The sequence below is a fragment of the Mucilaginibacter lappiensis genome (assembly GCF_050433765.1).
Taxonomy (GTDB): Bacteria; Bacteroidota; Bacteroidia; order Sphingobacteriales; family Sphingobacteriaceae; genus Mucilaginibacter; species Mucilaginibacter lappiensis_A.
In genome coordinates, this window is record NZ_JBNPWP010000019.1 from 20,810 (window position 1) to 42,602 (window position 21,793).

At 40.6% G+C, this 21,793-nt stretch carries 20 protein-coding genes and 1 pseudogene; 17 read left to right on the forward strand and 4 right to left on the reverse strand.

All coding sequences use genetic code 11. From position 1 onward, the window contains the following. Positions 1-11: 11 nt before the first annotated feature. The 16 genes from M2273_RS30575 (at position 12) to M2273_RS30650 (ending at position 17,249) form a co-directional block, all read left to right on the forward strand. The gene (locus M2273_RS30575) at positions 12-704 is read left to right on the forward strand and encodes an NADPH-dependent F420 reductase (protein ID WP_429402179.1); all 693 of its coding nucleotides are present in this window, start codon (positions 12-14) and stop codon (positions 702-704) included. A gap of 225 nt (positions 705-929) precedes the next feature. After that, positions 930-1,295: a DUF1330 domain-containing protein gene (locus M2273_RS30580; RefSeq protein ID WP_429402181.1), complete on the forward strand. Its 366-nt coding sequence runs from the start codon at positions 930-932 to the stop codon at positions 1,293-1,295. A gap of 212 nt (positions 1,296-1,507) precedes the next feature. Further along, positions 1,508-1,747: a hypothetical protein gene (locus M2273_RS30585; RefSeq protein WP_429402183.1), complete on the forward strand. Its 240-nt coding sequence runs from the start codon at positions 1,508-1,510 to the stop codon at positions 1,745-1,747. Between the two features lie 549 nt (positions 1,748-2,296). After that, a complete protein-coding gene (locus M2273_RS30590; RefSeq protein ID WP_429402184.1) occupies positions 2,297-3,307 on the forward strand; it encodes an aldo/keto reductase in 1,011 nt (336 codons plus the stop codon). Between the two features lie 57 nt (positions 3,308-3,364). Beyond that, entirely contained in the window at positions 3,365-4,279 is a 915-nt protein-coding gene (locus tag M2273_RS30595) for a helix-turn-helix domain-containing protein (protein ID WP_429402186.1), read from the forward strand. Between the two features lie 264 nt (positions 4,280-4,543). Further along, the gene (locus M2273_RS30600) at positions 4,544-5,437 is read left to right on the forward strand and encodes a helix-turn-helix domain-containing protein (RefSeq protein WP_429402188.1); all 894 of its coding nucleotides are present in this window, start codon (positions 4,544-4,546) and stop codon (positions 5,435-5,437) included. 84 nt (positions 5,438-5,521) lie between these two features. Further along, positions 5,522-6,289: an SDR family NAD(P)-dependent oxidoreductase gene (locus M2273_RS30605; protein ID WP_429402190.1), complete on the forward strand. Its 768-nt coding sequence runs from the start codon at positions 5,522-5,524 to the stop codon at positions 6,287-6,289. Between the two features lie 256 nt (positions 6,290-6,545). Continuing rightward, on the forward strand, positions 6,546-6,968 hold the full coding sequence (locus M2273_RS30610; protein ID WP_429402192.1) for an organic hydroperoxide resistance protein: 423 nt from the start codon (positions 6,546-6,548) through the stop codon (positions 6,966-6,968). 479 nt (positions 6,969-7,447) lie between these two features. Beyond that, a complete protein-coding gene (locus M2273_RS30615; RefSeq protein ID WP_429402193.1) occupies positions 7,448-8,341 on the forward strand; it encodes a helix-turn-helix domain-containing protein in 894 nt (297 codons plus the stop codon). Positions 8,342-8,492: 151 nt separating this feature from the next. After that, a complete protein-coding gene (locus tag M2273_RS30620; RefSeq protein ID WP_429402195.1) occupies positions 8,493-8,963 on the forward strand; it encodes a DoxX family protein in 471 nt (156 codons plus the stop codon). 200 nt (positions 8,964-9,163) lie between these two features. Beyond that, complete coding sequence (locus tag M2273_RS30625; protein ID WP_429402197.1) at positions 9,164-9,751, forward strand: TetR/AcrR family transcriptional regulator; 588 nt, start codon at positions 9,164-9,166, stop codon at positions 9,749-9,751. Positions 9,752-9,845: 94 nt separating this feature from the next. After that, complete coding sequence (locus M2273_RS30630; protein WP_429402199.1) at positions 9,846-11,015, forward strand: efflux RND transporter periplasmic adaptor subunit; 1,170 nt, start codon at positions 9,846-9,848, stop codon at positions 11,013-11,015. A gap of 60 nt (positions 11,016-11,075) precedes the next feature. Next, positions 11,076-14,225, forward strand: coding sequence for an efflux RND transporter permease subunit (locus tag M2273_RS30635; protein ID WP_429402201.1), 3,150 nt, complete (start codon positions 11,076-11,078; stop codon positions 14,223-14,225). Positions 14,226-14,267: 42 nt separating this feature from the next. After that, positions 14,268-15,680, forward strand: coding sequence for an efflux transporter outer membrane subunit (locus M2273_RS30640; protein ID WP_429402203.1), 1,413 nt, complete (start codon positions 14,268-14,270; stop codon positions 15,678-15,680). A 120-nt stretch (positions 15,681-15,800) separates the two neighbouring features. Beyond that, positions 15,801-16,415 carry a TetR/AcrR family transcriptional regulator gene (locus M2273_RS30645; RefSeq protein ID WP_429402205.1) on the forward strand — a complete coding sequence of 205 codons (615 nt, stop codon included), beginning with the start codon at positions 15,801-15,803 and terminating at the stop codon, positions 16,413-16,415. Between the two features lie 213 nt (positions 16,416-16,628). After that, a complete protein-coding gene (locus tag M2273_RS30650) occupies positions 16,629-17,249 on the forward strand; it encodes a TetR/AcrR family transcriptional regulator (protein WP_429402207.1) in 621 nt (206 codons plus the stop codon). A 600-nt stretch (positions 17,250-17,849) separates the two neighbouring features. Here the strand turns inward: M2273_RS30650 and M2273_RS30655 are convergent. The 3 genes and pseudogenes from M2273_RS30655 to M2273_RS30665 form a co-directional block, all read right to left on the reverse strand. Beyond that, positions 17,850-18,470 (reverse strand): site-specific integrase, encoded by a 621-nt coding sequence (locus M2273_RS30655; protein WP_429402209.1) that lies wholly within the window; start codon positions 18,468-18,470, stop codon positions 17,850-17,852. 36 nt (positions 18,471-18,506) lie between these two features. Next, positions 18,507-18,581: pseudogene (locus M2273_RS30660) on the reverse strand (hypothetical protein); the annotation flags it as partial. 11 nt (positions 18,582-18,592) lie between these two features. Next, positions 18,593-19,087: an Arm DNA-binding domain-containing protein gene (locus M2273_RS30665; RefSeq protein WP_429402211.1), complete on the reverse strand. Its 495-nt coding sequence runs from the start codon at positions 19,085-19,087 to the stop codon at positions 18,593-18,595. A 993-nt stretch (positions 19,088-20,080) separates the two neighbouring features. Here M2273_RS30665 and M2273_RS30670 point away from each other — a divergent pair. Then, positions 20,081-20,956 (forward strand): helix-turn-helix domain-containing protein, encoded by an 876-nt coding sequence (locus M2273_RS30670; RefSeq protein ID WP_429402212.1) that lies wholly within the window; start codon positions 20,081-20,083, stop codon positions 20,954-20,956. An 85-nt stretch (positions 20,957-21,041) separates the two neighbouring features. Here M2273_RS30670 and M2273_RS30675 read toward each other — a convergent pair whose 3' ends face one another. Continuing rightward, complete coding sequence (locus M2273_RS30675; RefSeq protein ID WP_429402214.1) at positions 21,042-21,536, reverse strand: hypothetical protein; 495 nt, start codon at positions 21,534-21,536, stop codon at positions 21,042-21,044. Positions 21,537-21,793 lie beyond the last annotated feature (257 nt).

Consider the following 21,793-nt stretch of genomic DNA (forward strand, 5'->3'; position numbering starts at 1 on the left):
AAAATTACATTATGGAAATAGGAATAATTGGAACCGGAAATATTGGAAGCACGCTTGCCGGATATTTAACAAAATTAAGTCATCAAGTTGCCATCGCAAACTCACGAGGACCAGATACATTAATCGAAATTGCGACAAAAACCGGTGCGAATCCAGTATCTGTTGAAGCTGCTGCAAGTGCAAAAGACCTTGTCGTCATTTCAATTCCACAAAACGCATTGGCAAAATTACCGAGAGATATTTTGTCTATTTCGAAAGCCATTATTTTGGATACAGGAAATTATTATCCTTCCCGTGACGGAAAAATTACAGAGATAGAAAACGGATTGACGGACAGTGAATGGACTACGAAAGTGATTGGTCATTCTGTGATAAAAGCCTTTAATCATATCGGTGCACAGAGTTTGGCCGAAAAAGCTTTATCAGCAGGAAATTCAAATAGAATTGCATTATCAGTGGCAGGAAATGATGATGAACAAAAAGAAGTTGTGATGAAACTCATTGATGAAATTGGCTTCGATGCCATCGATGGTGGTTCGCTTTCAGAATCGTGGCGACAACAAGCGGGCGAAGCATCTTATGCTCAAGATGTAGATAAAGAAACATTAAAAGCCGCATTGCAAAAAGCAGACATCAGCAAACGTGCAGAAAATCTTGCGACCGCTGATGAAATGGCACGTCCTTATTTTTTAAAAAATAACTAAAAATGAATGTTTCAAACGAGCAAACGGAAATCGGAATATAGAAATGGTTTCTACAACAATCTGCAGCTGCGGTGGATGAATTTTGCCGTTCCGTCCTCTTGATTATGCTTTGCCAATTCAATATAGAGAAGTACAACTCTCATTTGGATACAACATCAAGTGATTTGGACACTTTTAATCAGTTTACCCAACATAACTTTGTTATAAATTAAAATAAATGCATATATGAACAATATCAAAAAAGTAAAATTGGGAAGTCAGGGATTAGTAGTTCCTGCAATCGGTCTTGGTATTTATATTGTCGGTGCTGTCGAAATTCACGATCACGTCGGCTACGGAAAGTATGCGGAACTCGCGGGGAAGGCAATGCAGGAATTCACGGACGCGGGCTTCGAGCTTGAGGCCCTCTCGGTAGATGGCCACCCCAAGATCTACGAAGGCACACAGCCCGCCGACCATCTGATGTTGTTCAAGTTCAAATCGAGAGAAGATTACGAGGCGTTTGTGGCATCAGAGACTTATCAGAAAGCCCTACCGCTTAGGCTGGCATCAAGCACCACACGCTTCATGATGGCGATGGACTCCATGTGACATAACCGAAGGCTATGACGAGGTTGGATAAAAGGGGACGGTGACACTGTCTACGTCGAGCGCATCGACCGTTTCTGGTTCGGAACCGAAGAGTGGAGTTGCGCAAGATATGATGCAGAAAGTATGAAAGGCGTAAACCTAAAAATCATTGACCAATAATATAAAAATAACGATATGGTTTATGCTATACACTTCACTGAAACATTAATGACTTGGAGATTGGTACTATGGTTGCTTTTTTTAGCAAAAATGCCTGGGCTGAATACGCATCTATACCTCAGGAAGATGTAATTGTGTTGCCTCGGGGGGGGGCGTTTGACAAGGCAAGTCAGGTTGCCGTAAGCCCTATTACTGCGTGGGGCCTTCTTGAACGTGCAGATGTAAAAGCAGGCGATTGGCTGCTACTTACAGCGGGAAATTCCATCGTTTCAAAACTATTGATACAATTTTAAAAGCTACGCAACATCAATGTAATAGCTACAGTAAGGGATGCAAAAGGCATCGAAACCTTAACTACTTATGGTGCCAAAGTAATCAATTTGGCTACAGATATTTAGTAGAAAGCGTAATGCAATTGACTGTTGGCAAGGACGTAAATGCAGCATTGGATGCCGTAGGCGGTAAAATAGGTACGGAAGTTTAAAGTGCCTGTAACATTGGGGAAAGCTTGTAATTTACAGCAAATTAAGTGCCGACCCCGTACAGTTTCATAATGGCGATGTACTTTACAAAAGCTTGACTATTACTGGGTTTGGATTAAGGGATTATTTAAACAGTAAAAACGCCGGGGCAAAGGCAGGAAATGATTCGATCACTTATAGAATTATTGGTGCACCTGAATTTAAAATGGAAGTGGCGGCTACTTATCCACTTGAGGATAATAAGGAGCCCATTAAAACAATAACAGAGGCAAAGAAGATTGGTAAAGTTCTTTTTAGATTTTAAAAGGAAATGTAAAAATAGCTCGATGTCACTTTGTTATAAATTAAGACAAAAAAATTATGAGCAATATCAAAAAAGTAAAATTAGGAAGTCAGGGATTAATCGTTCCTGCATTAGGTCTTGGTTGTATGGGTATGACAACAGGTTTCAGAGGAGATGTCTACGGAAAAGCAGACGAAAATGAAGCAATTGCTACCATTCATCGTTCATTAGAATTGGGCGGCAATTTTTTAGACACGGCAGACATCTATGGCTCTTTCCTAAACGAACAACTAATTGAAAAAGCCATTCGGGGAAACAGGGAAAAATACATAATAGCCACAAAATTCGGTTTTGAAATTGACGATAACGACCAAGCAACTGGAGCATTTAATGGCAGTAAAAATTATGTAAAAAAAGCTGTAGAACGTTCATTAAAAAACCTTGGCACAGATTATATTGACTTGTATTATCTGCATCGATTGGACATCAACACACCAATTGAAGAGACCGTAGATGCAATGGGCGAATTAGTAAAAGAAGGAAAAGTAAAATATATAGGTCTTTCGGAAGTAGGTTCTGAAACCATCAGAAAAGCACATGAAATTCACCCACTTACGGCTGTGCAGTCTGAGTACTCGTTATTTGAAAGACAAATTGAAGAATTGGGGATTGTGGATACCTTGAACGAATTGGGAATTGGTTTAGTTGCATACTCACCACTAGGCAGAGGATTTATTACAGGAGAGATTAAAAGCCTCGATGATATGCCAGCGGATGATAACAGAAGGTATTATCCACGTTTTCAAGGTGAGCAATTTCAGAAGAATTTGGAACTACTTAATGAAATTGAAAAAATAGCTAAAGAAAAGGAAATAACACCTTCCCAATTAGCTTTAGCTTGGGTTATTGCTAAAGGCCATCTACCCATCCCAGGTACAAAACGTGTAAAATATGTGGAGCAAAACATAGCAGCTACAGATATTGAACTTTCGGCAAAAGATATGAGCCGTCTGGAAGAAATCATTCCATTAGGAACAGATACAGGAAACCGATATGATGAACAAATGATGAAAGGCGTTAATTTGTAACATTCAAAACAGCGGATGAGTTCATCGAATATCCGCTGTTTTTTATAATTATATATAATGAAAAATAGCAACCCATATTTTCTAAACTCTGTTTCAGAACTTCATCACTTCCTGAATATCAAAAAACCAACACACCCTTTGGTAAGTGTGGTAAATCTTGATGATATTAATTCTTTTGTCGCCGAAGAAATGATGACGATTGTCTATAATTTCTACACGATTAATTTGAAAAAGAATTTTGATGCAAAGGTAAAATATGGACAACAGTATTATGATTTTGATAATGGTACGATGAGTTTTTATGCACCTAAACAACAATTTTCGATAGAAGAAACCAGTTCGGTAAAAGTAGAAGGTTGGATGTTGGTTATTCATCCCGATTTTCTTCACGGTTATCCATTGGCAAAAAAAATAAATGAATACGGTTTTTTCGACTATGCTACCAATGAAGCTTTGCATCTTTCAGAAGCCGAAGACGAAATTATTGCAGGTATAATGCAAAATCTACAAAGGGAAATTGTAGAAAGAATAGATAGCCACACCCAGGATGTTTTAATTGGGCACATAGACCTCTTACTTAGCTACTGTAACCGGTTTTATGCCCGTCAATTTAATACCAGAAAAAAAGTATCCGGAGATTTACTGATAAGATTTGAAGCAATTCTAAAAGAATATTTTAACGAAGACAAAACTGAAACAGCAGGACTGCCGACGGTTCAGTATTTTGCTGACCATCTTTTTGTATCTGCCAATTATCTGAACGATATGCTTAAAAATCTTACTGGGCAGACCACACAGCAACACCTGCATAATTATCTTATTGAACAGGCAAAAGAACTGCTTACTGCAACCAACTTATCGGTAAATGAAATTGCCTACCAATTGGGTTTTGAATATCCGCAGTCTTTCAATAAGCTATTCAAAAAGAAAACATTGATGACACCGCTAGAATTTAAACAGTCTTTTAATTGAGTGATTCGATGTGTAATTAATTTAAGGAAGCTGTGGTTAGCATTTTGAGTTTCAATTGAACGCAGATACTGACATTACCATTTTGATGTGATAAATTGGATGGATTTTTTGATAGAAGATATGGTGAAAAAATTAGATTATGAAAGAACAGATGGATAATACCACAACAGATAAAGGTTCGAGGTATTAGCAATAGTGGATGGATAGGTTATACTGTAAATTGGGAGTTACGCAAAAATATTTAATTTTTTGAACATTAAAATTATGAACAGTTATTCCATCAAAAACATCATAACGTTTAGAAAGCTAGATTGGGATATTTCCGAAGACTTTTTATATACTACGGATATATCAGAAGTGTTTGAGCCTTTTATAATGAAGCCAGACTATTATTCTTATGGACTTCTCGATTCGGGCGGTATGCAGATTGAAATTGACAACAATAAGTTTCATATAAATTCAAGTTCCCTGCTTGTTTATCGGCCAGATCAGACCTTGAAAATATTGGAAATAGCCCCTGAAACAAAAGGAGCGTTTGTGCTTTTTACAAGAAAATTTGTTGATTCTCTTTCTGAGAGTTTTTTATCAATTGTGCCACATTCTTTTCTCAGAAGTCAATTTGGCTCTCACATTACCTTATCTGATTCTGACCATGCTAAAATGAGCTCGCTCTTTGGCAAAACCATCGAATTTTTAGATGCTTCTGAAACAAAAACAGATCGTTGGATGTATTCTGCTAAAAATATTCTTCTGGCGCTAATTAATGAATCCGATTTTCTTTTAGACAAATACAAACCAGTTGTGTATGAATCAACTGCCAGGGAAGTACAGATCAATAACGAGTTTAAAAAGCTTGTGGTTTTAAATTATGCTAATCAGAGAGGACTTGAATTTTATGCTGAAAAACTGAACGTAAGCCGTAATTATCTTCATAAAATAATTAAAAAGTTGTGCAACCAAACCCCTTTTGAAATTATTAACAACAAAGTCCTGTCGGAGTGCAAAGCCCTGTTATCTTACTCGGATAATACCATAGGCGAAATCGCAGAAATGATGGCATTTGGCAGTATCCAATCGTTTAGTAAATATTTTAAAAAACAAACGGGAAAATCTCCCTCTCTTTTCAGAATTACCATTTCATCTGTGCAAATTCCATAAATGGACAATTAGTTTCAAGTGACGGATAAGCAAGCATAGATTTGCTTGCGCTAATTTTACCCTAATTTTAAAAATATAAATTATATGGGACGATTAAAAGACAAGGTAGCTATTGTAACTGGTGCTGCCGGAGGTATGGGGCTTTCCACTGTGAAATTGTTCCTTGTAGAAGGTGCCAAGGTGGTAGCCACTGATATTCAAAAGGATCTACTTGAAAAGGAGATGGGGCAATTCAACGCTAGCGAAAATTTGCTACCGTTATTACTAAACGTAGGTTCAGAAGATGAGTGGAACAGTGTTGTAGAGCAGACGATAGCAAAATTCGGCAAGATAGATATATTAGTAAACAATGCCGGAATCAACATACCACGTGGTATCCTTGACACAAGTCTGGACCAATGGAACAAGGTTATGACGGTTAATGCAACCGGTGTCTTTTTGGGGATGCAGAAAGTAATTCCACATATGCTCAATAATGGTCTGGGCTCTATTGTAAATATATCTTCCATTGCTGCATTTCTTGGCGGAGATGGGGCTGATGGGGGAGCAGCAGGATACAGTGCCTCCAAAGGTGCGGTGCGGTCAATATCTAAACACGCTGCTCAAAAATTTGCAGCTGACAACATCCGTGTAAACACCGTCCATCCCGGTCCGATTTTCACACCTATTATGGAAAAGGCAGGCTTTGATTTCAATACTGCTCTGGCAACCTTTGGGGGCGGCGTACCTCTTCCTCCACATATAGGCACTCCTGAGGACATAGCATATGGAGTACTTTATCTAGCATCGGATGAGTCAAAATTTGTAACCGGAGAAGAGTTGGTTATAGATGGTGGATATATCACCCGTTAATACAGGACACGTTTCAAATGTTTTTTTGGCAAAAGCCCAGCTTGAACAATAAGCCACAAGCTGGGCTTTTGCTATGGGTTGAGTTTTTTTATGTTTCGATTTGCCATAAATTATAATTCAAACTGTTAGTTATAACCCACATTTTGCAACAAACTTAATAGTAGTAAGCCGTGGGTTTTCGGAAGGCGATTGCTTCATCTAAAAAAAATAGTCAATAAAATTCTAGTCAAGTAAATAATCAATAAATTTAAAAAAAATGAAAGCATTGTATAGTACAGAAGTAACTGTAACAGGTGGTCGTAACGGACACGTAAAAAGTGATAACGGCGTATTGGATATTGAAGTAAGGCTACCAAAAGCGATGGGTGGAGCAAACGATGACTACACCAATCCCGAACAATTGTTTGCAGCCGGCTATGCTGCCTGTTTTGATAGCGCATTGAACCTTGTCGTGAAACAGTCCGGAACTAAAACGGGAGAAACAACCGTAACGGCAAAAGTTAGTATTGGACCAAATGATGATGGCGGATTTGTCCTGGCAGTAACATTGGCCGTGAATATCCCTCGATTGGACATAGAACAGGCAAAAGAGCTGGTAGAAAAAGCCCATCAGGTGTGTCCATATTCCAATGCAACCCGTGGCAATATAGAAGTAGATTTAATTGTTACCAATAACTAAAAACATCCACTGTCGTTTATTAGAAAATTTACAGCGGACCTACGCCAAGAAAATGCATGATCCAACAAAGAAGATAATCCGGGAAGATCTAAACAAAGTCATGATGGAGATCAATAAAGTATAGACGATTATAGTCAATAGTCAGGTTTAATTGAATTTTGTTGGATGCTCAAACTTGGTTGACCGCTATAGAATTTCTTTATGTTCGTTATAGCAACCATTTAACAGGTAGTTAGTGATTCCACTTTCTTTTTGAAAAGCACTATGCCAAAGAAAGTTTTTTGTAGGTAACTTTGTGACAAGCGCATAGAGTACTTTATGAATGACTAAAATGAGAATAGCTATTCATTTTTATAATGAACTATGACTATGCTTAGTGTATTCACAGCCTTTCTGGACAGATTATTTAGCAAACGTTTGATGGTTATTGATCATTAAATGAAAGATCGCTAAATGTAAAATCTATTTATATAATTTAAATGATGCTATCACCAGTCCAAATCCATACCATTGAACAAGTACTTGCGCAGCTTGGCGCAGTCAATTCGCATCAGGGCTTACATGTGATCTCGACCGTATGGAATCAGGCAGAATTTTCAATTTTATATCCATTCAGGTCCGATCATTTTTCATTTCTGATCATAACCGAAGGGGAATTTAAGGTTAAACTCAATGTCATTGAATATACGGCGAGGCAAGGCAATGTGCTCATGCTGCAACCTCATGTAGTTCGGCAGTTCATTAAGGTACCTCCCGGCTGTTCTGTAACATCTATTATGTTCACTTCGGAATACCTCTTAGGTTCCAGTATTCAAAATAAGAACGTCGATGCTTTTGAATTCCTGTCTTCTATGGTCAATCCGCTGTTAAATACGAATAATAATGAAATGGCAATCCTGCTGGACCTGTTAAATTTATTAAACCTGAAATTAGACCAACCTAACGGACAGGCTTATCAGGAGGATGTGTTACTGCACATCTTTACCGGCTTCATTTATGAAATAAGCTCCCTTTATAAAAAGCAGGAATCAATCAAAGAAGTTAGAGGAACCCGGCAAGAAGATCTGACCTTTCGTTTCTTACGCTTGTTGCCGAAGCATTTCAAGGTATACCGGAGCGTGCACAGCTATGCCGCAATGCTTAACATTTCTCCTAAATACTTATCAAAGACAGTCAAAGAAGTTAGCGGCAAGACGGCCGGAGATTTTATTCATGAAATGGTTATACTGGAAGCCAAAATATTACTTGATAACCTGGAGTTGACCATTGCACAAATTGCTGAAGAGCTTCATTTCAGCGATCAGTTCTTTTTTAGCAAATATTTCAAAATGCAATCCGGTAAGAGTCCGAGCCAATACCGGAAAACTTCCTGAGTTAGCACTCAAAGAGGCAAAATAGACATATTATGTCTCCTTAATGGCATTCCTGCCAGAAACAATCAGCCTTACGTTTGATTAAATTTCATTACCGGAAGCTATCCAATGGATGGGCATGCTTTCCGGTAGCCTCTTTAATCGTATTGTTATGAAAACCTTTCAAAAATTTCAAAGCTGGGGTGATGCTCACCATCCTAAAATTCTCGATCTGATCAGAATGTTATTAGGCATATTCTTATTGATCAAGGGTATAGTTTTTCTATACCACTTCCCATTTTTAAGGGACGTCATCGTTCGGACACGTGCCATTAATCTGTCGGATGAGATGATCACGATATTGATCTATTACGTAACGCTGGCACACATGATCGGCGGTTTGTTTATTTTTCTCGGATTGGTTACACGCGTAGCGGCTTTAATCCAGATCCCGATCGTGTTTGGTGCCGTGTTCTTCGTTAATATCCTCAACGCTTACTTTAATTCTGAACTCTGGCTATCCGTGCTGGTACTGTCTTTACTCATGCTTTTTGTTGTGATCGGATCCGGGCCCTTGTCTATAGACCGTTATTTAACTTCTATAAGTCCCAGAGACGGGGCGTTTGACCTTCCAGAAGAATAACTGATAGTTATGAAATTGAAGTTAATTCGGGTTAATAGTTGCTAATAATTTAAATAAGTGACTTTTCCGTTACCAAATTACTGAATTATACTCCTTTTAGACATATCGCAGCCTCCTTTATACATGTTGTTTGACGCTTTGGTAAGGCAACTTTGCAGCATCATGATACAATAAGGTATCGTGATCATAAAAGCTCGTTTATGGCTGCCAGGGATACCGGTGCTGAACAATTGATCAAAGATACTGCAAAACACATATTTTTCGCCGAAGGAAAACTTCATGCAGGAACCCAGGACATCGCCGATGCTGCCGGGGTAAGCCGTACGCTCCTGAATTATTATTTCCGCTCAAAAGATATATTGATAGATAAAGTATTCCAGGAGGCTATACAAGGTTTAACCCATCGCCTGGATGTTGTAATGGATTCCGATCTGCCTTTTAACAAAAAGATTGAAAATTTTATAGATGTGTTCCTGACAGAAACCACCGCTTTCCCTTACCAGGAGACATTTCTGATTACAGAAATAAATTGTCATACCTGTAAGCTGAGCTTCGAAAACAATTCAAAAAAAATAGAAAAATTCCTATTGCAGATCAAAGCTGAAATGGATGCCGGACGGATAGAACCTATGAATCCGATCCATTTCATGATGAATCTTTTTTCGCTAATGGCCTACCCATTGGTTATGGGCCCCCTTTATAAAAAAATCTTTGATCTCAGTATTGAAAGCTTCAACGCCTTGATACTGGAGCGAAAAATGATGATCTGTAAGCTCATTTTGCGCTAAAAATTTGAAATACCCTTAACAAAAACGTCAAACAAAAGAACCAGTAATGATACCAATCCTTCATATCCTTTCCAATAATCGTCCATCCATTTTTATGAAAAAAACACTATTCCAACTTACCGCATTTACGGCCGTCGTGCTGTTATCCGCTTGTGGCGGTCAAAAAGATAAAGATGCCGCTGCAGCGGCAGGAGCTCCGCCGCCCGCGCAAAGCTATCCGGTTTTCAAAATTACGCCGCAAAGCGCAACGCTGAACAGTGACTATCCGGCCACTTTGCAGGGGCAACAAAATATCGAGATCCGGCCAAAAATTGATGGATATATCGATCACATCTATATCGATGAAGGCAGCGTGGTCAAAAAAGGACAGTTGCTGTTTCGGTTAAGTGCACCGCAATATGCCCAGGAAGTGAACAACTCCGCAGCTGCCATCAGCAGCGCAGAAGCAGATGTGAGTACCGCGGAATTGCAGGTCAACAAGACCCGGCCATTGGTTGAAAAAGATATCATCAGCCATTACGAACTGGAGTCTGCTCAAAATACGCTTAAAGCCCGCAAGGCGGTGCTAGCACAAGCACGGGCCAGCCTGGCAAACGCTAAAACCAACCTGGGTTATACTACTATCACGAGCCCTGTGAATGGTGTTGTTGGCACCATACCCTATAAATTAGGAAGCCTGATCACGGCGACCACTGCGCAGCCGCTGACCACCGTATCCAATATCGGTCAGGTATATGCCTACTTTGCGCTTAACGAAAAGCAATTGCTGGATTTCTCCCGTACCGTTAAGGGCGCTACCCTTGAACAGAAATTAAAAAATACACCGCCGGTTTCGCTGATCCTGTCAGACGGTAGCGCCTACCTGGAAAAAGGTCGAGTTGAAACAATAAGCGGTCTCATCAACACCGAAACCGGCTCGGCAAGTTATAGGGCCACATTCCCAAATCCTGTAGGGCTGATCCGCAGTGGTGGAAGCGCGACTGTACGGATACCGCAGTCCGTTAAAGATGCAGTTTTGATCCCTCAAAAAGCCAGTTATGAATTACAGGGTAAACATTTTGTATATGTGGTGGGTGAGAAAGGGGCGGTGAAAAATACAGAGATCCAGATCATGGACATGGCTACCGGTCAGTTTTACGTCGTAACCGACGGCCTGAAAAATGGTGATACGATCGTACTGGATGGGGCATCAAGCCTGCGGGATGGCGCAGTGATCAAAGCCGAAGCGCAAAGCAGCGAAACCATTTACAAGGACCTTAAATAATTTTCACAACAAACACCGACCGGGAAATTTGATTTCTGGGCTGGGTTCAACATAAAAACTATGTTACGTACATTTATTGAAAAGCCGGTACTCTCTACTGTTATATCGGTGATTATCGTTATTCTCGGGGTACTGGGGTTAACCAGCTTACCTATCTCGCAATACCCTGATATTGCACCGCCTACTGTGATGGTTTCGGCTTCTTATCAGGGCGCTAATGCCGAAGTGGTGATGAATAGTGTGATCGTGCCCCTGGAAGAGCAGATCAACGGTGTAGAGAACATGACCTACATGACTTCTAAAGCCAGTAATGATGGTACAGCAGCCATCACCGTTTATTTTAAACAAGGAACAGACCCGGATCTTGCCGCAGTAAATGTGCAGAACCGCGCGTCAAAAGCCAATAGTTTATTACCCGCCGAAGTGACCAGGGCAGGAGTAACCACCAGTAAGCAGCAAAGCAGTATGGTGATGGTATTCACCCTCGCCAGCGATAATAAAGCCTACGATCAGACCTTTTTGCAGAACTATGCCAACATCAACCTGATCCCTCAGGTCAAGCGTATCAACGGTGTTGGTGAGGCTACAGCTTTTGGTTTGAACGATTACTCCATGCGCATCTGGCTAAAGCCGGATGTGATGGCTACTTACGGCCTGATACCTGACGACGTAAACAATGCGCTTGCCGAACAAAACATAGAAGCCGCTCCGGGTAAAATAGGCGAAAACAGCGGGCAATCCTTTCAATATGTGTTAAAATACAAAGGACGCTTAAAAAGCCAGGCAGAGTTTGAAAACATCGTGGTACGCTCGGCTGATAAAGGGCAGCTTTTACGTTTAAAAGATATTGCGCGTATTGAGTTAGGTGCCCAAAGTTATGCCAGCACTTCGCTGATGAACGGCAAACCGGCTATTGGTATCGCTATTTATCAATCTGCCGGCTCTAATGCGCATGAGTTGATCAAGAACGTTGAAGAAACTTTAGCAGCTGCGGCCAAGACCTATCCCTCAGGCATAACCAACACCACAATATTTAGTGCCAACGACTTCTTAGACGAATCTATCGCCAAGGTGATCCATACCTTAATAGAAGCCTTTGTGCTTGTATTTATTGTGGTATTCATTTTCTTACAGGATTTCCGGTCTACGTTAATCCCGGCAATTGCTGTTCCCGTAGCCATCATCGGTACTTTCTTCTTTTTGCAGTTGTTTGGGTTCACGATCAACCTGTTAACGCTCTTTGCAATGGTGCTGGCTATCGGTATCGTGGTAGATGATGCCATTGTGGTCGTAGAAGCTGTACACGCTAAACTTGATGGGGGAGCTAAATCCGGTAAAGAAGCGACCATCAGCGCCATGAATGATATCAGCGGAGCAATCATCTCGATCACCCTCGTAATGGCAGCTGTTTTCATACCGGTATCTTTCATTACCGGCTCCACCGGGGTGTTTTATAAACAATTCGGTTTAACATTGGCCATCGCAATTTTAATATCCGCAGTGAACGCATTAACCCTGAGCCCGGCCTTGTGTGCATTGCTATTAAAGCCACATCCGGAAGGCGAACACCATAAGACCGGGTTTGTACAACGGTTTTATATGGCTTTTAATACCGGATTTGACGCCGTAACCGGGAAGTATAAAAAGTCCGTAGGGTTCTTAGCCGCCAAGAAATGGATCGCGGTAGCAGGCATTGCCATTTTTGCTTTGGTATTTTGGTTCCTGATCAAAACCACCCCATCCGCCTTCGTACCTAATGAGGATCAAGGCTTTATAATTGGAGATATATCGCTGCCACCCGCATCATCTTTAGAACGCACCACTGCCATTGTAGATCAGGTAACCGGCATCGTGCGTTCAATGCCCGAAGTAGAATCGGTGGTAAGGGTAGCAGGACAAGGTATCCTTAGCGGTGCCGGCGGCTCATATGGATTGGTGCTGATCAAATTAAAACCATGGGATAAACGATCCGCCAAAGGATCGGATGTGACCGGGGTAATTGGTAAATTATTCGGAAGTACCGGGGCTATTAAGGGTGCTACGATCTTGTTCTTTGCCCCGCCTACCTTACAGGGTTTCGGTAATAGCGGAGGCTTCGAGTTCCAGGTACAGGACCACACCGGCGGTGATATCAGCAAATTTTCTGATGTGAATACCAAGTTCCTGGCTGCTTTAAGTAAGCGCCCGGAAATCCAGTATGCTTCCACCTTTTTCAATACCAATTTTCCGCAGTACCTGGTAGATGTAAATGTGGCCAAATGTAAGGATGCCGGTATCACGGTCAATTCGGTATTGGGTACCCTCCAGGGATACTACGGTGGTTTATACGCTTCGAACTTTAATGAGTTTGGTAAACAATACCGGGTAATGATCCAGGCAGACACAGCTTACCGCGGAACCACACAAAGCCTGAACAATATATATGTGCGCAATGCCAACAACACCATGGCGCCAATATCAGAGTTCGTAACGCTCAAAAAAGTGTACGGGCCTGAATCGATCAGTCGTTTCAACTTGTTTACTTCTATTACTGTGACGGGTGCACCTAAACCAGGTTTCAGTTCCGGTGATGCGCTGAAAGCGATTAAGGAAGTAGCTGCACAAACCTTACCTGCCGGTTACGGATATGAATTCTCCGGCCTCTCGCGTGAAGAGTTGGCCAGCGGCAGCCAGACTATTTTCATCTTTATACTTTGTCTGGTATTCGTTTATTTCTTGCTAAGCGCACAATACGAAAGCTATATTCTACCATTCGCGGTACTTTTATCTTTGCCAATAGGCCTTGCAGGAGCATTCATCTTCGCCAAGATCTTCGGAATAGAAAACAACATCTACCTGCAGATCACGCTGATCATGTTAATCGGCTTATTAGCTAAAAACGCAATTCTGATCGTGGAGTTTGCCGTAATGCGCAGACGACAGGGCGAAACCATCCTACAGGCGGCAATTGACGGATCAGTAGCACGTTTGCGTCCGATATTAATGACCTCTTTCGCCTTCATATTTGGACTGATGCCGCTAATGCTGGCATCCGGCGCAGGCGCATCCGGTAATAAATCGATCGGTACAGGCGCTGTAGGCGGTATGCTCATCGGTACCATATTCGGGGTTTTCGTAATTCCTATCCTGTTCATCATTTTTCAATCCTTACAAGAAAGGGTATCCGGCAAGCCGGCAATAGATGAACCTGTAATGTCTCAGCAAGCCTAATCATATCGACACAAAATTTAAAATTTGACAAATCAGCATAAAATGATCCATACTCATAAAAAGCAAGTTTGCCTGGCGCTGGTTACTACAGTGCTATTTGCGGCCTGTGTGACTAAAAAGTACCAACCGCCTGCGTTAAGCACCGACAAACTATACCGTGATTCTACCATAACGGACACCACATCGCTGGCTAACCTGCCTGTGCAGACTTTATTTTCTGACACAGTGCTGGTTAATCTTATCAATGAAGGGATTCAGGAAAACCTGGATCTAAAAACCGCTGTGCAGCGCATTAACGAAGCGCGGGCAACCCTTGGCCAAACCAAAGCGGCATTTTTGCCCAGCCTGGACGGAAGCCTTACCGCTACCCGTTCGAAAACCTCGGCTGCCAGCTTAAACTTCCCGCCGGAATTTGTGAATTCGTTTAACTTAAAAACCACTACTTACCAGGGAGCATTAAGTACCAGCTGGGAGGCAGATGTATGGGGCAAACTGAGTAGTGCTAAACGATCAGCATTAGCCAACCTGTTACAAAGCGATGCAGCAAAAAGAGCGGTACAAACACAGCTTATCGCAAATATTGCCAATACCTATTATAACCTGTTGGCACTGGATCAACAATTAGCCATTACCAGGCAAACTTTAGAGATCAGGATCAAGGATGTGGAAACAGTAAAAGCCTTAAAAGAAGGCGCAATAGTGAATGGCGCGGCAGTGGTACAAAGCGAAGCTAACCGTTATGCTGCCGAAGTGACTATACCAGATCTGAAACAAAGTATACGGGAAACGGAGAACGCCATGAGTATTTTACTGGCCAGGGCACCGGGAAATATTAAACGCACATCGTTGACCGATCAAAAAGCCATAAACGACCTTAGGATCGGCGTCCCGTCACAGCTATTAAAAAACCGGCCGGATGTACAACAGGCAGAATTCGCTTTCAGAAGCGCCTTTGAAAATACCAACCTGGCACGTACCTACTTTTACCCTCAATTAACGATAACTGCACAGGGCGGATTATCAACGCTGCAGTTAAAGAACTTTTTTGACAATTCCATTTTCTATAATTTCATTGGCGGGATCACCCAACCCATCTTCAATAAAGGGCAAAATAAATCCCGGTTAAGAACGGCACAAGCACAGCAACGGGAAGCCTATTATGGCTTACAGCAATCCCTGTTAACCGCAGGGCAGGAAGTGTCAAACGCCTTGTATTCCTACCAAAATGCCGTGGAAAAGCAAAGTTCCCGCACGCAACAGTTGCAGGCTTTAGAGAAATCCGTCGAATATACCAAAGAGTTATTGCGGTATAGCTCAGCCACCAACTATACAGACGTATTAACCTCTGAACAAAGTTTGTTAGCGGCCCAGTTAAGCAGTGTAAATGACCGCTTGCAGGAACTGCAGGCCATCGTCAACCTTTATCGGGCATTAGGCGGCGGATGGAAGCAGTAAGGTGGTAGCCCCAAGCAATTTGGACATATTTCAGCGCAATTGTGCCATGTAACCGGAAGTATATTTTAAGGAAATTAGATGGGGATTTCCGGCAGAATACAAAACCGGATGTTAACTCATATGGGAAGTAAAGAACGGATATTGCGCCTGAAAGAAAATACCAGGCGCAATATTTTAGATAAGGCGACGTGCATTATACAGAGTGAGGGCTGTGATGCTTTGACCATGCGCAAGCTGGCAGAACAGATAGATTATACCCCGCCAATGATATATGAATATTTCAATAAGAAGGAGGCCATTTTTCAGGAACTTGCCCGTAAAGGTTATCTAAAACTGGCACAGCTGATGGAGCATGCGGGACTAATACAGGAAGATGCGCAAAGCCAGATCGCTGCCATGTGGAAAGCTTACTGGGAATTTGCTTTTTCCAATCAGTCCATTTATCAGCTCATGTATGGTATCAATGTAAACTGCTGCCCTGGAACTGATAATATACCGGAATCTGACCTGGTTCAAAAGCTGATGACGCCGGTCATCCGAAGTTTATACCCCAAAGTTTCGGTCCCCGAAGAAGAAGTCCGGATGAAGTTTTACACCTATTGGTCTGTCATTCATGGGTTGATAGCGCTTCATATCATTCATAGAGGAGCAAGTTCCGCTATTGACCATGAAATCCTTTATGAGGCAATCAATGGCATAACTTTATCGATCAGGGGGGAGATTTTGCCGGCATAAAAACGAAATAATCTAATCACGTCAACCAAAGTTTCTTTCGATAGTGCAATGCTTAAACATTTGAAACGATCATGGGGAAAGATTCATGTTTTTTTGGACAGGGAGCTGACCTTCAGTCTGGATTTTGGGTAGTGGTGTTTTTAACAGCAGCTGTTTTTAGGATGCTCGGCAGCTTTGGACAGGGTTTGTAACCACTTAAATCAATATGAATCAATGATCTCTAAAGAACGCATCATAGATGGTTGTGAGGACCTTTTCCTGAAAGCAGGTATCAGGGCCGTTACAATGGACGATATCGCCAAACATCTTGGAATCTCTAAAAAAACCATCTACCAGCACTATTCCGTTAAAGAAAAACTCATTTACACCTGGGTTTATGGGAGGATATTAGCCGAGCAACAGCAATTGGATCTACATATTTCCCGATCAAAAAATATGATTGATCAACTGATCGCTATGGAGAGACTTACCCTGGAGATATTCGCAAAGATCAACCCGATACTGATTCAAGATCTTGAAAGATATTACACAGATTCCTGGTTGGTCGTTCAGCGCTTTAAGTCGGAATTTTTAACCAGTTGTTTGGAAAACCTTCTGATCAAAGGAATCGCAGAGGGATATATCCGATCTGAATTAGATCCATTAATCATCGCTAAATTATATATAGGCCAAATGGATTTGGTTTTTAACCAAATATTATATCCGAACGTCAAATTTGATCTTTATAAAGTTCAGTCTCAGATTTTAGAGAATTTCAATTTCGGTATTTGCACCAATTCCGGGCTTGAGCTGATAACAAACAGTAATTTCAATTTGACTAACTGGGCTTGGTGAGTCTTTTTTCAGGGCAAAAGACGCTACGAATGACGCTGTAGAGTTTTGCGATTTCGGGCGTTTTTTCGTGTTTTTAAAGGATCTAAAAAATGAAAAACCCCCTAATTTCAAGCCGCGGGATGCCCCGGTTATAAAAATTGTTTTTGCCATTGTTATTTGTTTAATATCATATTAAATTCAATGACAAATCTCGGCTAATTTCGAGCGGCTTAGTAGATATTTATTGCAATGTAGTTAAGGATGGTGAACTTCCTTTTTGAAATACAATTATCGTAGATGTGTATTGATAGAGGAGAGGGAGAGTTCTAAACTACGGTATTTTTATTTAACAATCAGTTAGTTAAATTGTTAGTGTTCATTACTCTACTATTGACGCAAAAAGCAGGTTTACGAACATAGATAATTTCCAAAAGCCATATCAACGATGCTGCATACATATGTAAGGCGTTTATGGGTAGAGGTTCGGAGAGGCGGTAATAAATTAATTCCAAGTGTATGATACAGGTAACAGTTGAATCATCTGTTTGGATCAGTTGAGAGTAAAAAAGGAAAGTGCATGATTGCGCTTTCCTTTTTTACTAAACGAATCATTACTAAGTTTTAATCTGCTAACACCTGCTCCAGACGTCTTCTTAATAATTTCATATCCTTACTGATTTTCACGTCAAGGACTTTCGCATAGTGCTGTGTTTGTTTAAGTGACTTATGTCCCAGCATTTTTGACACTGTTTCCATTGGTACGCCATTAGTAAGCGTAATAGTAGTGGCAAAAGTATGTCTTGCGGTATGAAAAGTTAGCTTTTTATTTATACCAGCCACATCGGCAATCTCCTTTAAATAGGAATTCATTTTCTGATTACTCAGGGTGGGCAGGAGAGTACCTGTGGTTAAACATTTGGGATAGTCCTTGTATTTATCAAGGATAGCGAGAGCATTTGGAAGCAATGGGAGTCTTGTGCTTGAATTAGTTTTTTGCCTGGTCGTGATAATCCATTTATCGCCATCTATACCAATCGTTATATCAGTAATGCGAAGTTTGTAAACATCACTATATGCTAAGCCGGTATAGCAACTAAAAAGAAATATGTCCCGGACATGGTTTAGCCTTTTTGTGTCGAATTGTTTATTCCTTATTCTGGTCAGCTCATCCCCGGTCAAGACTATCGGTACCACCTCATTTCGTTTTGTTCTAAAACCCAAAAACGGGTCTTTGGTTAGCAACCCTTTTTGTTTACACTCTAAGACTATTTTTTTGAAATTCCCCAGGTATTTGACAGCAGTGTTATTTACACAATTTCTTTCCGTTTTAAGCCAGAATAGAAATTGGGAGATAAACTCGTAATCTAAGCTCCTAAGCTCCTAAGCTCCAGGTCTTCTTTTTTATACTTCCATTTGATGAAGTTTTGTACATGGTCGCAGGCTGTTCTGTATCGGGTTAATGTGGCGGGAGCAATCTCTCTGCCTACCAAAGCTTTCATTTGCTTATTATGGCGCATGAAGGCTTCTACAATGAAATACTTTTTTTCATTATTTCCAGTCAATACATCTTTAATGTTGTCGGCAGTTAATGGTTGATTACTTTCCAGTAGTTTGGTTTTCGCCCGATAAACCTTAACAGAAATCAAATCTAAATAAGAATTCAATTCTTTCGCTTCTTCGCTGATACCAGTTGTCCTGCCTAATTGCGTGTTCCACTGTTCGGGTATCCATTGTCTTTTGGTTGATATTTCCCGACGCTCTCCGTCTACCGTGATACGTAGATAAATATATCTGTTTTCATTTTTTTGATTTTTGGTTTGCTTTAAATAGTAAAGCAAACCGAAGCTTTTTTCTAACATGTGTTCTTTTTAAATGTCGGCAAAGCTGTCAAAGGTTATATTGAATTAAAACAACAGGTATTTTACATTCCTTAGATCTCAATTCAGGGGTATTAATTGAGATATGAGGAACACTTTATTAATCAGTTTTTGCTTTGTAAAACAGAACTTGGTGAGTCATTTTTAGGGCTAAAAAACGCTCCAAAAGACGCTTATGAGTTTTGCGATTTTATACGAGTTTTGTTATTTTCTAACAAACTTTAAAAACGAAAACCCTCTAATTAGCGAAATTAGAGGGTTTTCGTTTTCTCAAAACTAGGTTCGATATCAACACATATAATTAAAAAAGCCCTGTAAATACTTGATTTACAGGGCTTTGTATTTTCAGCGGAGAGCTAGGGTTCAGAACCATCGCTCTAATATATTAATTATCAGTAATTTACATTTTAAAAAGATCCTTACTCTACGAATGACGCAAATAGCAAGTTTACTCTAATTGTTAAGCCAAATATAGCATTTTTTTTGATTTTTAAACTTTTTCAATTATGTTTTAATTAGGTTAAGATAAATCAAAATTTACTAAAAGGTTCGGGATCCTACGCTACATCTTACGCCAATTTTACACCAAATCCGCAACATAATTGATTACATATCAATAATTTCGAAATCATTTCAACGGAATTTCGCAGGTTTTAAAGATAACTTATTACTCAATTTACTGATATTCAATTAATTATCTTATGGTACTGCATTTGAATATTTGATTATCAATCTCCAGGAAAGGGGTTATGATTTCGATTTTGTCCTGAACGGCGATTCTATCGCGTGTGTGCAGGACAAGTCTTTAACAATCGGAGGGCTTTGAGACCACCGAAAAGCTTGTAATCGTAGACAACCGCTGTCTGGAAAGTAATAGTGTGATTTTTGCAGTCCACATTCTTGACAGCAATACTAAAGGAATTTTAATGGCCTCCTACCGCCACCGTCGGAATAGCTCGAAAAAGATATCAAGTCATGAAAGTTAGAAGTTTTAATCCAGGCAATGTGTTAGAAGAAATGCTAATGCCGGAAATAGATATAAGTCATTTTACGAACGTTGAAGCTGCTGATCCGGTAAATTTGCCACACCGTGATGCAGACTATGTTTTCTTATTTCAAAAAATGGGATATCTCAGCCTGATGGTTGATGATAAACTAATCGAAATGAAAGACCGATCAGTGTTCTTTATTTTACCGGGACAGTTACGCTATCATGTTGAGTCGAAAACAGATACCTGGGTATTGGCAGTGAACGCTTCCTTATTACAAGAAGCTCTTCGCTTAAAACTTAATGAACATTACTATGGGAATCAAGCGGTATCCATATCGAAAAAAAAGGCAGAACGATTTACGCAATGTATGTCTTTTCTTGCCGAAGAGCTTTTGAATCCTATTTATAAACTTTGCAAAACCGCAGTAAGGAAAGGGTTGACCGATGTTATTTCGGGTATGATCACAGAAGAATATGCAATAGCAACTTCAGTGCTGCAAGGTGAACACAGCCGTTTTTCTGAAATAACCCGCGAGTTCAAGGAATTACTGTTAAACAATTTCAAAAAGATAAGAAAACCGGGCAAATACGCAGATGCATTGAGCTTGTCTGTTCCCTATTTGAATCAGGTCATCAAATCTTCAACAGGGTTCACTGTAAGCTATTGGATTCAAAAAATGATTATGAATGAAGCAAGAGTATTGTTGTCTTCTACTTTAAACCCCGTAAAAGATATTGCACATGAATTAGGCTACCCGGATCAAGCTTATTTCTCAAGAATTTTTTCAAAGACCCAGGGCTTATCTCCACAGCAATACCGATTAAGCAAGCAACAACAATTGCCAGATACTGAGTTATGAAGTTGAGGTCGCCATGCTCATTTGCTTACGATTTCAAAAAAGCTAAAATGCCTTTGGTAATATCTCCAAAGGTAAGCAGACGATTTTAATGTTTCAAGCCGTGGCCTATTTTTGAAGCCTTAACGTCGGTATTGAAAATATCCCGGTACATTTTCCAGCCTGGTTTCGTTTTTTTCCAGACTACTATATATTTACCCCGGTCTATAGTTTGTCCCTTCTCATCCTTCAGCTCGTAAAGGCCCTCTTCATTCACAAAGTCGCCTGAAAAGCCAAATACTTTGATGGTTTGAAAATATACCTTTCGGATTCCATGTTCATAGCCACCATTGAAAAAAGCCAGAAAACCCTCGCGGCTGGTGATGGCTTGGGTGTTGGGAGCCATGATCGCCCCATCGGTACTGTACCGTTCTACAACAAGCGCAGCCTGATGTTTCTCAAATCCCTGGCTGTATAATCGGTTTGATTGGACGATCGCTTCATGTATTTTTTCGAGGGTAGCTCTTCCTTGTTGTGCATGACCATTCAATGCGAAATTGAACGACAGGATGGATGCAATTAGAATTGTTTTTCCGGTTGTCATAAAGAATATATTAGGTGATATTAATTAGGGCGAAATTAGTCGTCATACAAGGGAAGGACAATGGATGAATGGTAGTACTTGTTGGATGTCTATCGGATTCGACCTTACCATCACCCGAATAGCTAAGCTTTTTCAGCCGGACAGATACATCGTCCAATAGTTTGTGAATATTCCGCCGAATAGGGACCACCATTCCGCTGCAAAAGGGACCAGTGATGTAAGGTGTAAAAGAGCAGTCAAAGCTCCATCATCACTAA

Bases quoted from the DNA above. Each gene is read 5' to 3' on its own strand.
- M2273_RS30650 (WP_429402207.1), top strand. From the start codon at position 16,629: ATGATCTCTAAAGAACGCATCATAGATGGTTGTGAGGACCTTTTCCTG.
- M2273_RS30675 (WP_429402214.1), bottom strand. From the start codon at position 21,536: ATGACAACCGGAAAAACAATTCTAATTGCATCCATCCTGTCGTTCAAT.
- M2273_RS30625 (WP_429402197.1), top strand. From the start codon at position 9,164: ATGGCTGCCAGGGATACCGGTGCTGAACAATTGATCAAAGATACTGCA.
- M2273_RS30610 (WP_429402192.1), top strand. From the start codon at position 6,546: ATGAAAGCATTGTATAGTACAGAAGTAACTGTAACAGGTGGTCGTAAC.
- M2273_RS30640 (WP_429402203.1), top strand. From the start codon at position 14,268: ATGATCCATACTCATAAAAAGCAAGTTTGCCTGGCGCTGGTTACTACA.
- M2273_RS30620 (WP_429402195.1), top strand. From the start codon at position 8,493: ATGAAAACCTTTCAAAAATTTCAAAGCTGGGGTGATGCTCACCATCCT.
- M2273_RS30635 (WP_429402201.1), top strand. From the start codon at position 11,076: ATGTTACGTACATTTATTGAAAAGCCGGTACTCTCTACTGTTATATCG.
- M2273_RS30630 (WP_429402199.1), top strand. From the start codon at position 9,846: ATGAAAAAAACACTATTCCAACTTACCGCATTTACGGCCGTCGTGCTG.
- M2273_RS30595 (WP_429402186.1), top strand. From the start codon at position 3,365: ATGAAAAATAGCAACCCATATTTTCTAAACTCTGTTTCAGAACTTCAT.
- M2273_RS30600 (WP_429402188.1), top strand. From the start codon at position 4,544: ATGAACAGTTATTCCATCAAAAACATCATAACGTTTAGAAAGCTAGAT.
- M2273_RS30590 (WP_429402184.1), top strand. From the start codon at position 2,297: ATGAGCAATATCAAAAAAGTAAAATTAGGAAGTCAGGGATTAATCGTT.
- M2273_RS30605 (WP_429402190.1), top strand. From the start codon at position 5,522: ATGGGACGATTAAAAGACAAGGTAGCTATTGTAACTGGTGCTGCCGGA.
- M2273_RS30665 (WP_429402211.1), bottom strand. From the start codon at position 19,087: ATGTTAGAAAAAAGCTTCGGTTTGCTTTACTATTTAAAGCAAACCAAA.
- M2273_RS30670 (WP_429402212.1), top strand. From the start codon at position 20,081: ATGAAAGTTAGAAGTTTTAATCCAGGCAATGTGTTAGAAGAAATGCTA.
- M2273_RS30575 (WP_429402179.1), top strand. From the start codon at position 12: ATGGAAATAGGAATAATTGGAACCGGAAATATTGGAAGCACGCTTGCC.
- M2273_RS30580 (WP_429402181.1), top strand. From the start codon at position 930: ATGAACAATATCAAAAAAGTAAAATTGGGAAGTCAGGGATTAGTAGTT.
- M2273_RS30615 (WP_429402193.1), top strand. From the start codon at position 7,448: ATGATGCTATCACCAGTCCAAATCCATACCATTGAACAAGTACTTGCG.
- M2273_RS30645 (WP_429402205.1), top strand. From the start codon at position 15,801: ATGGGAAGTAAAGAACGGATATTGCGCCTGAAAGAAAATACCAGGCGC.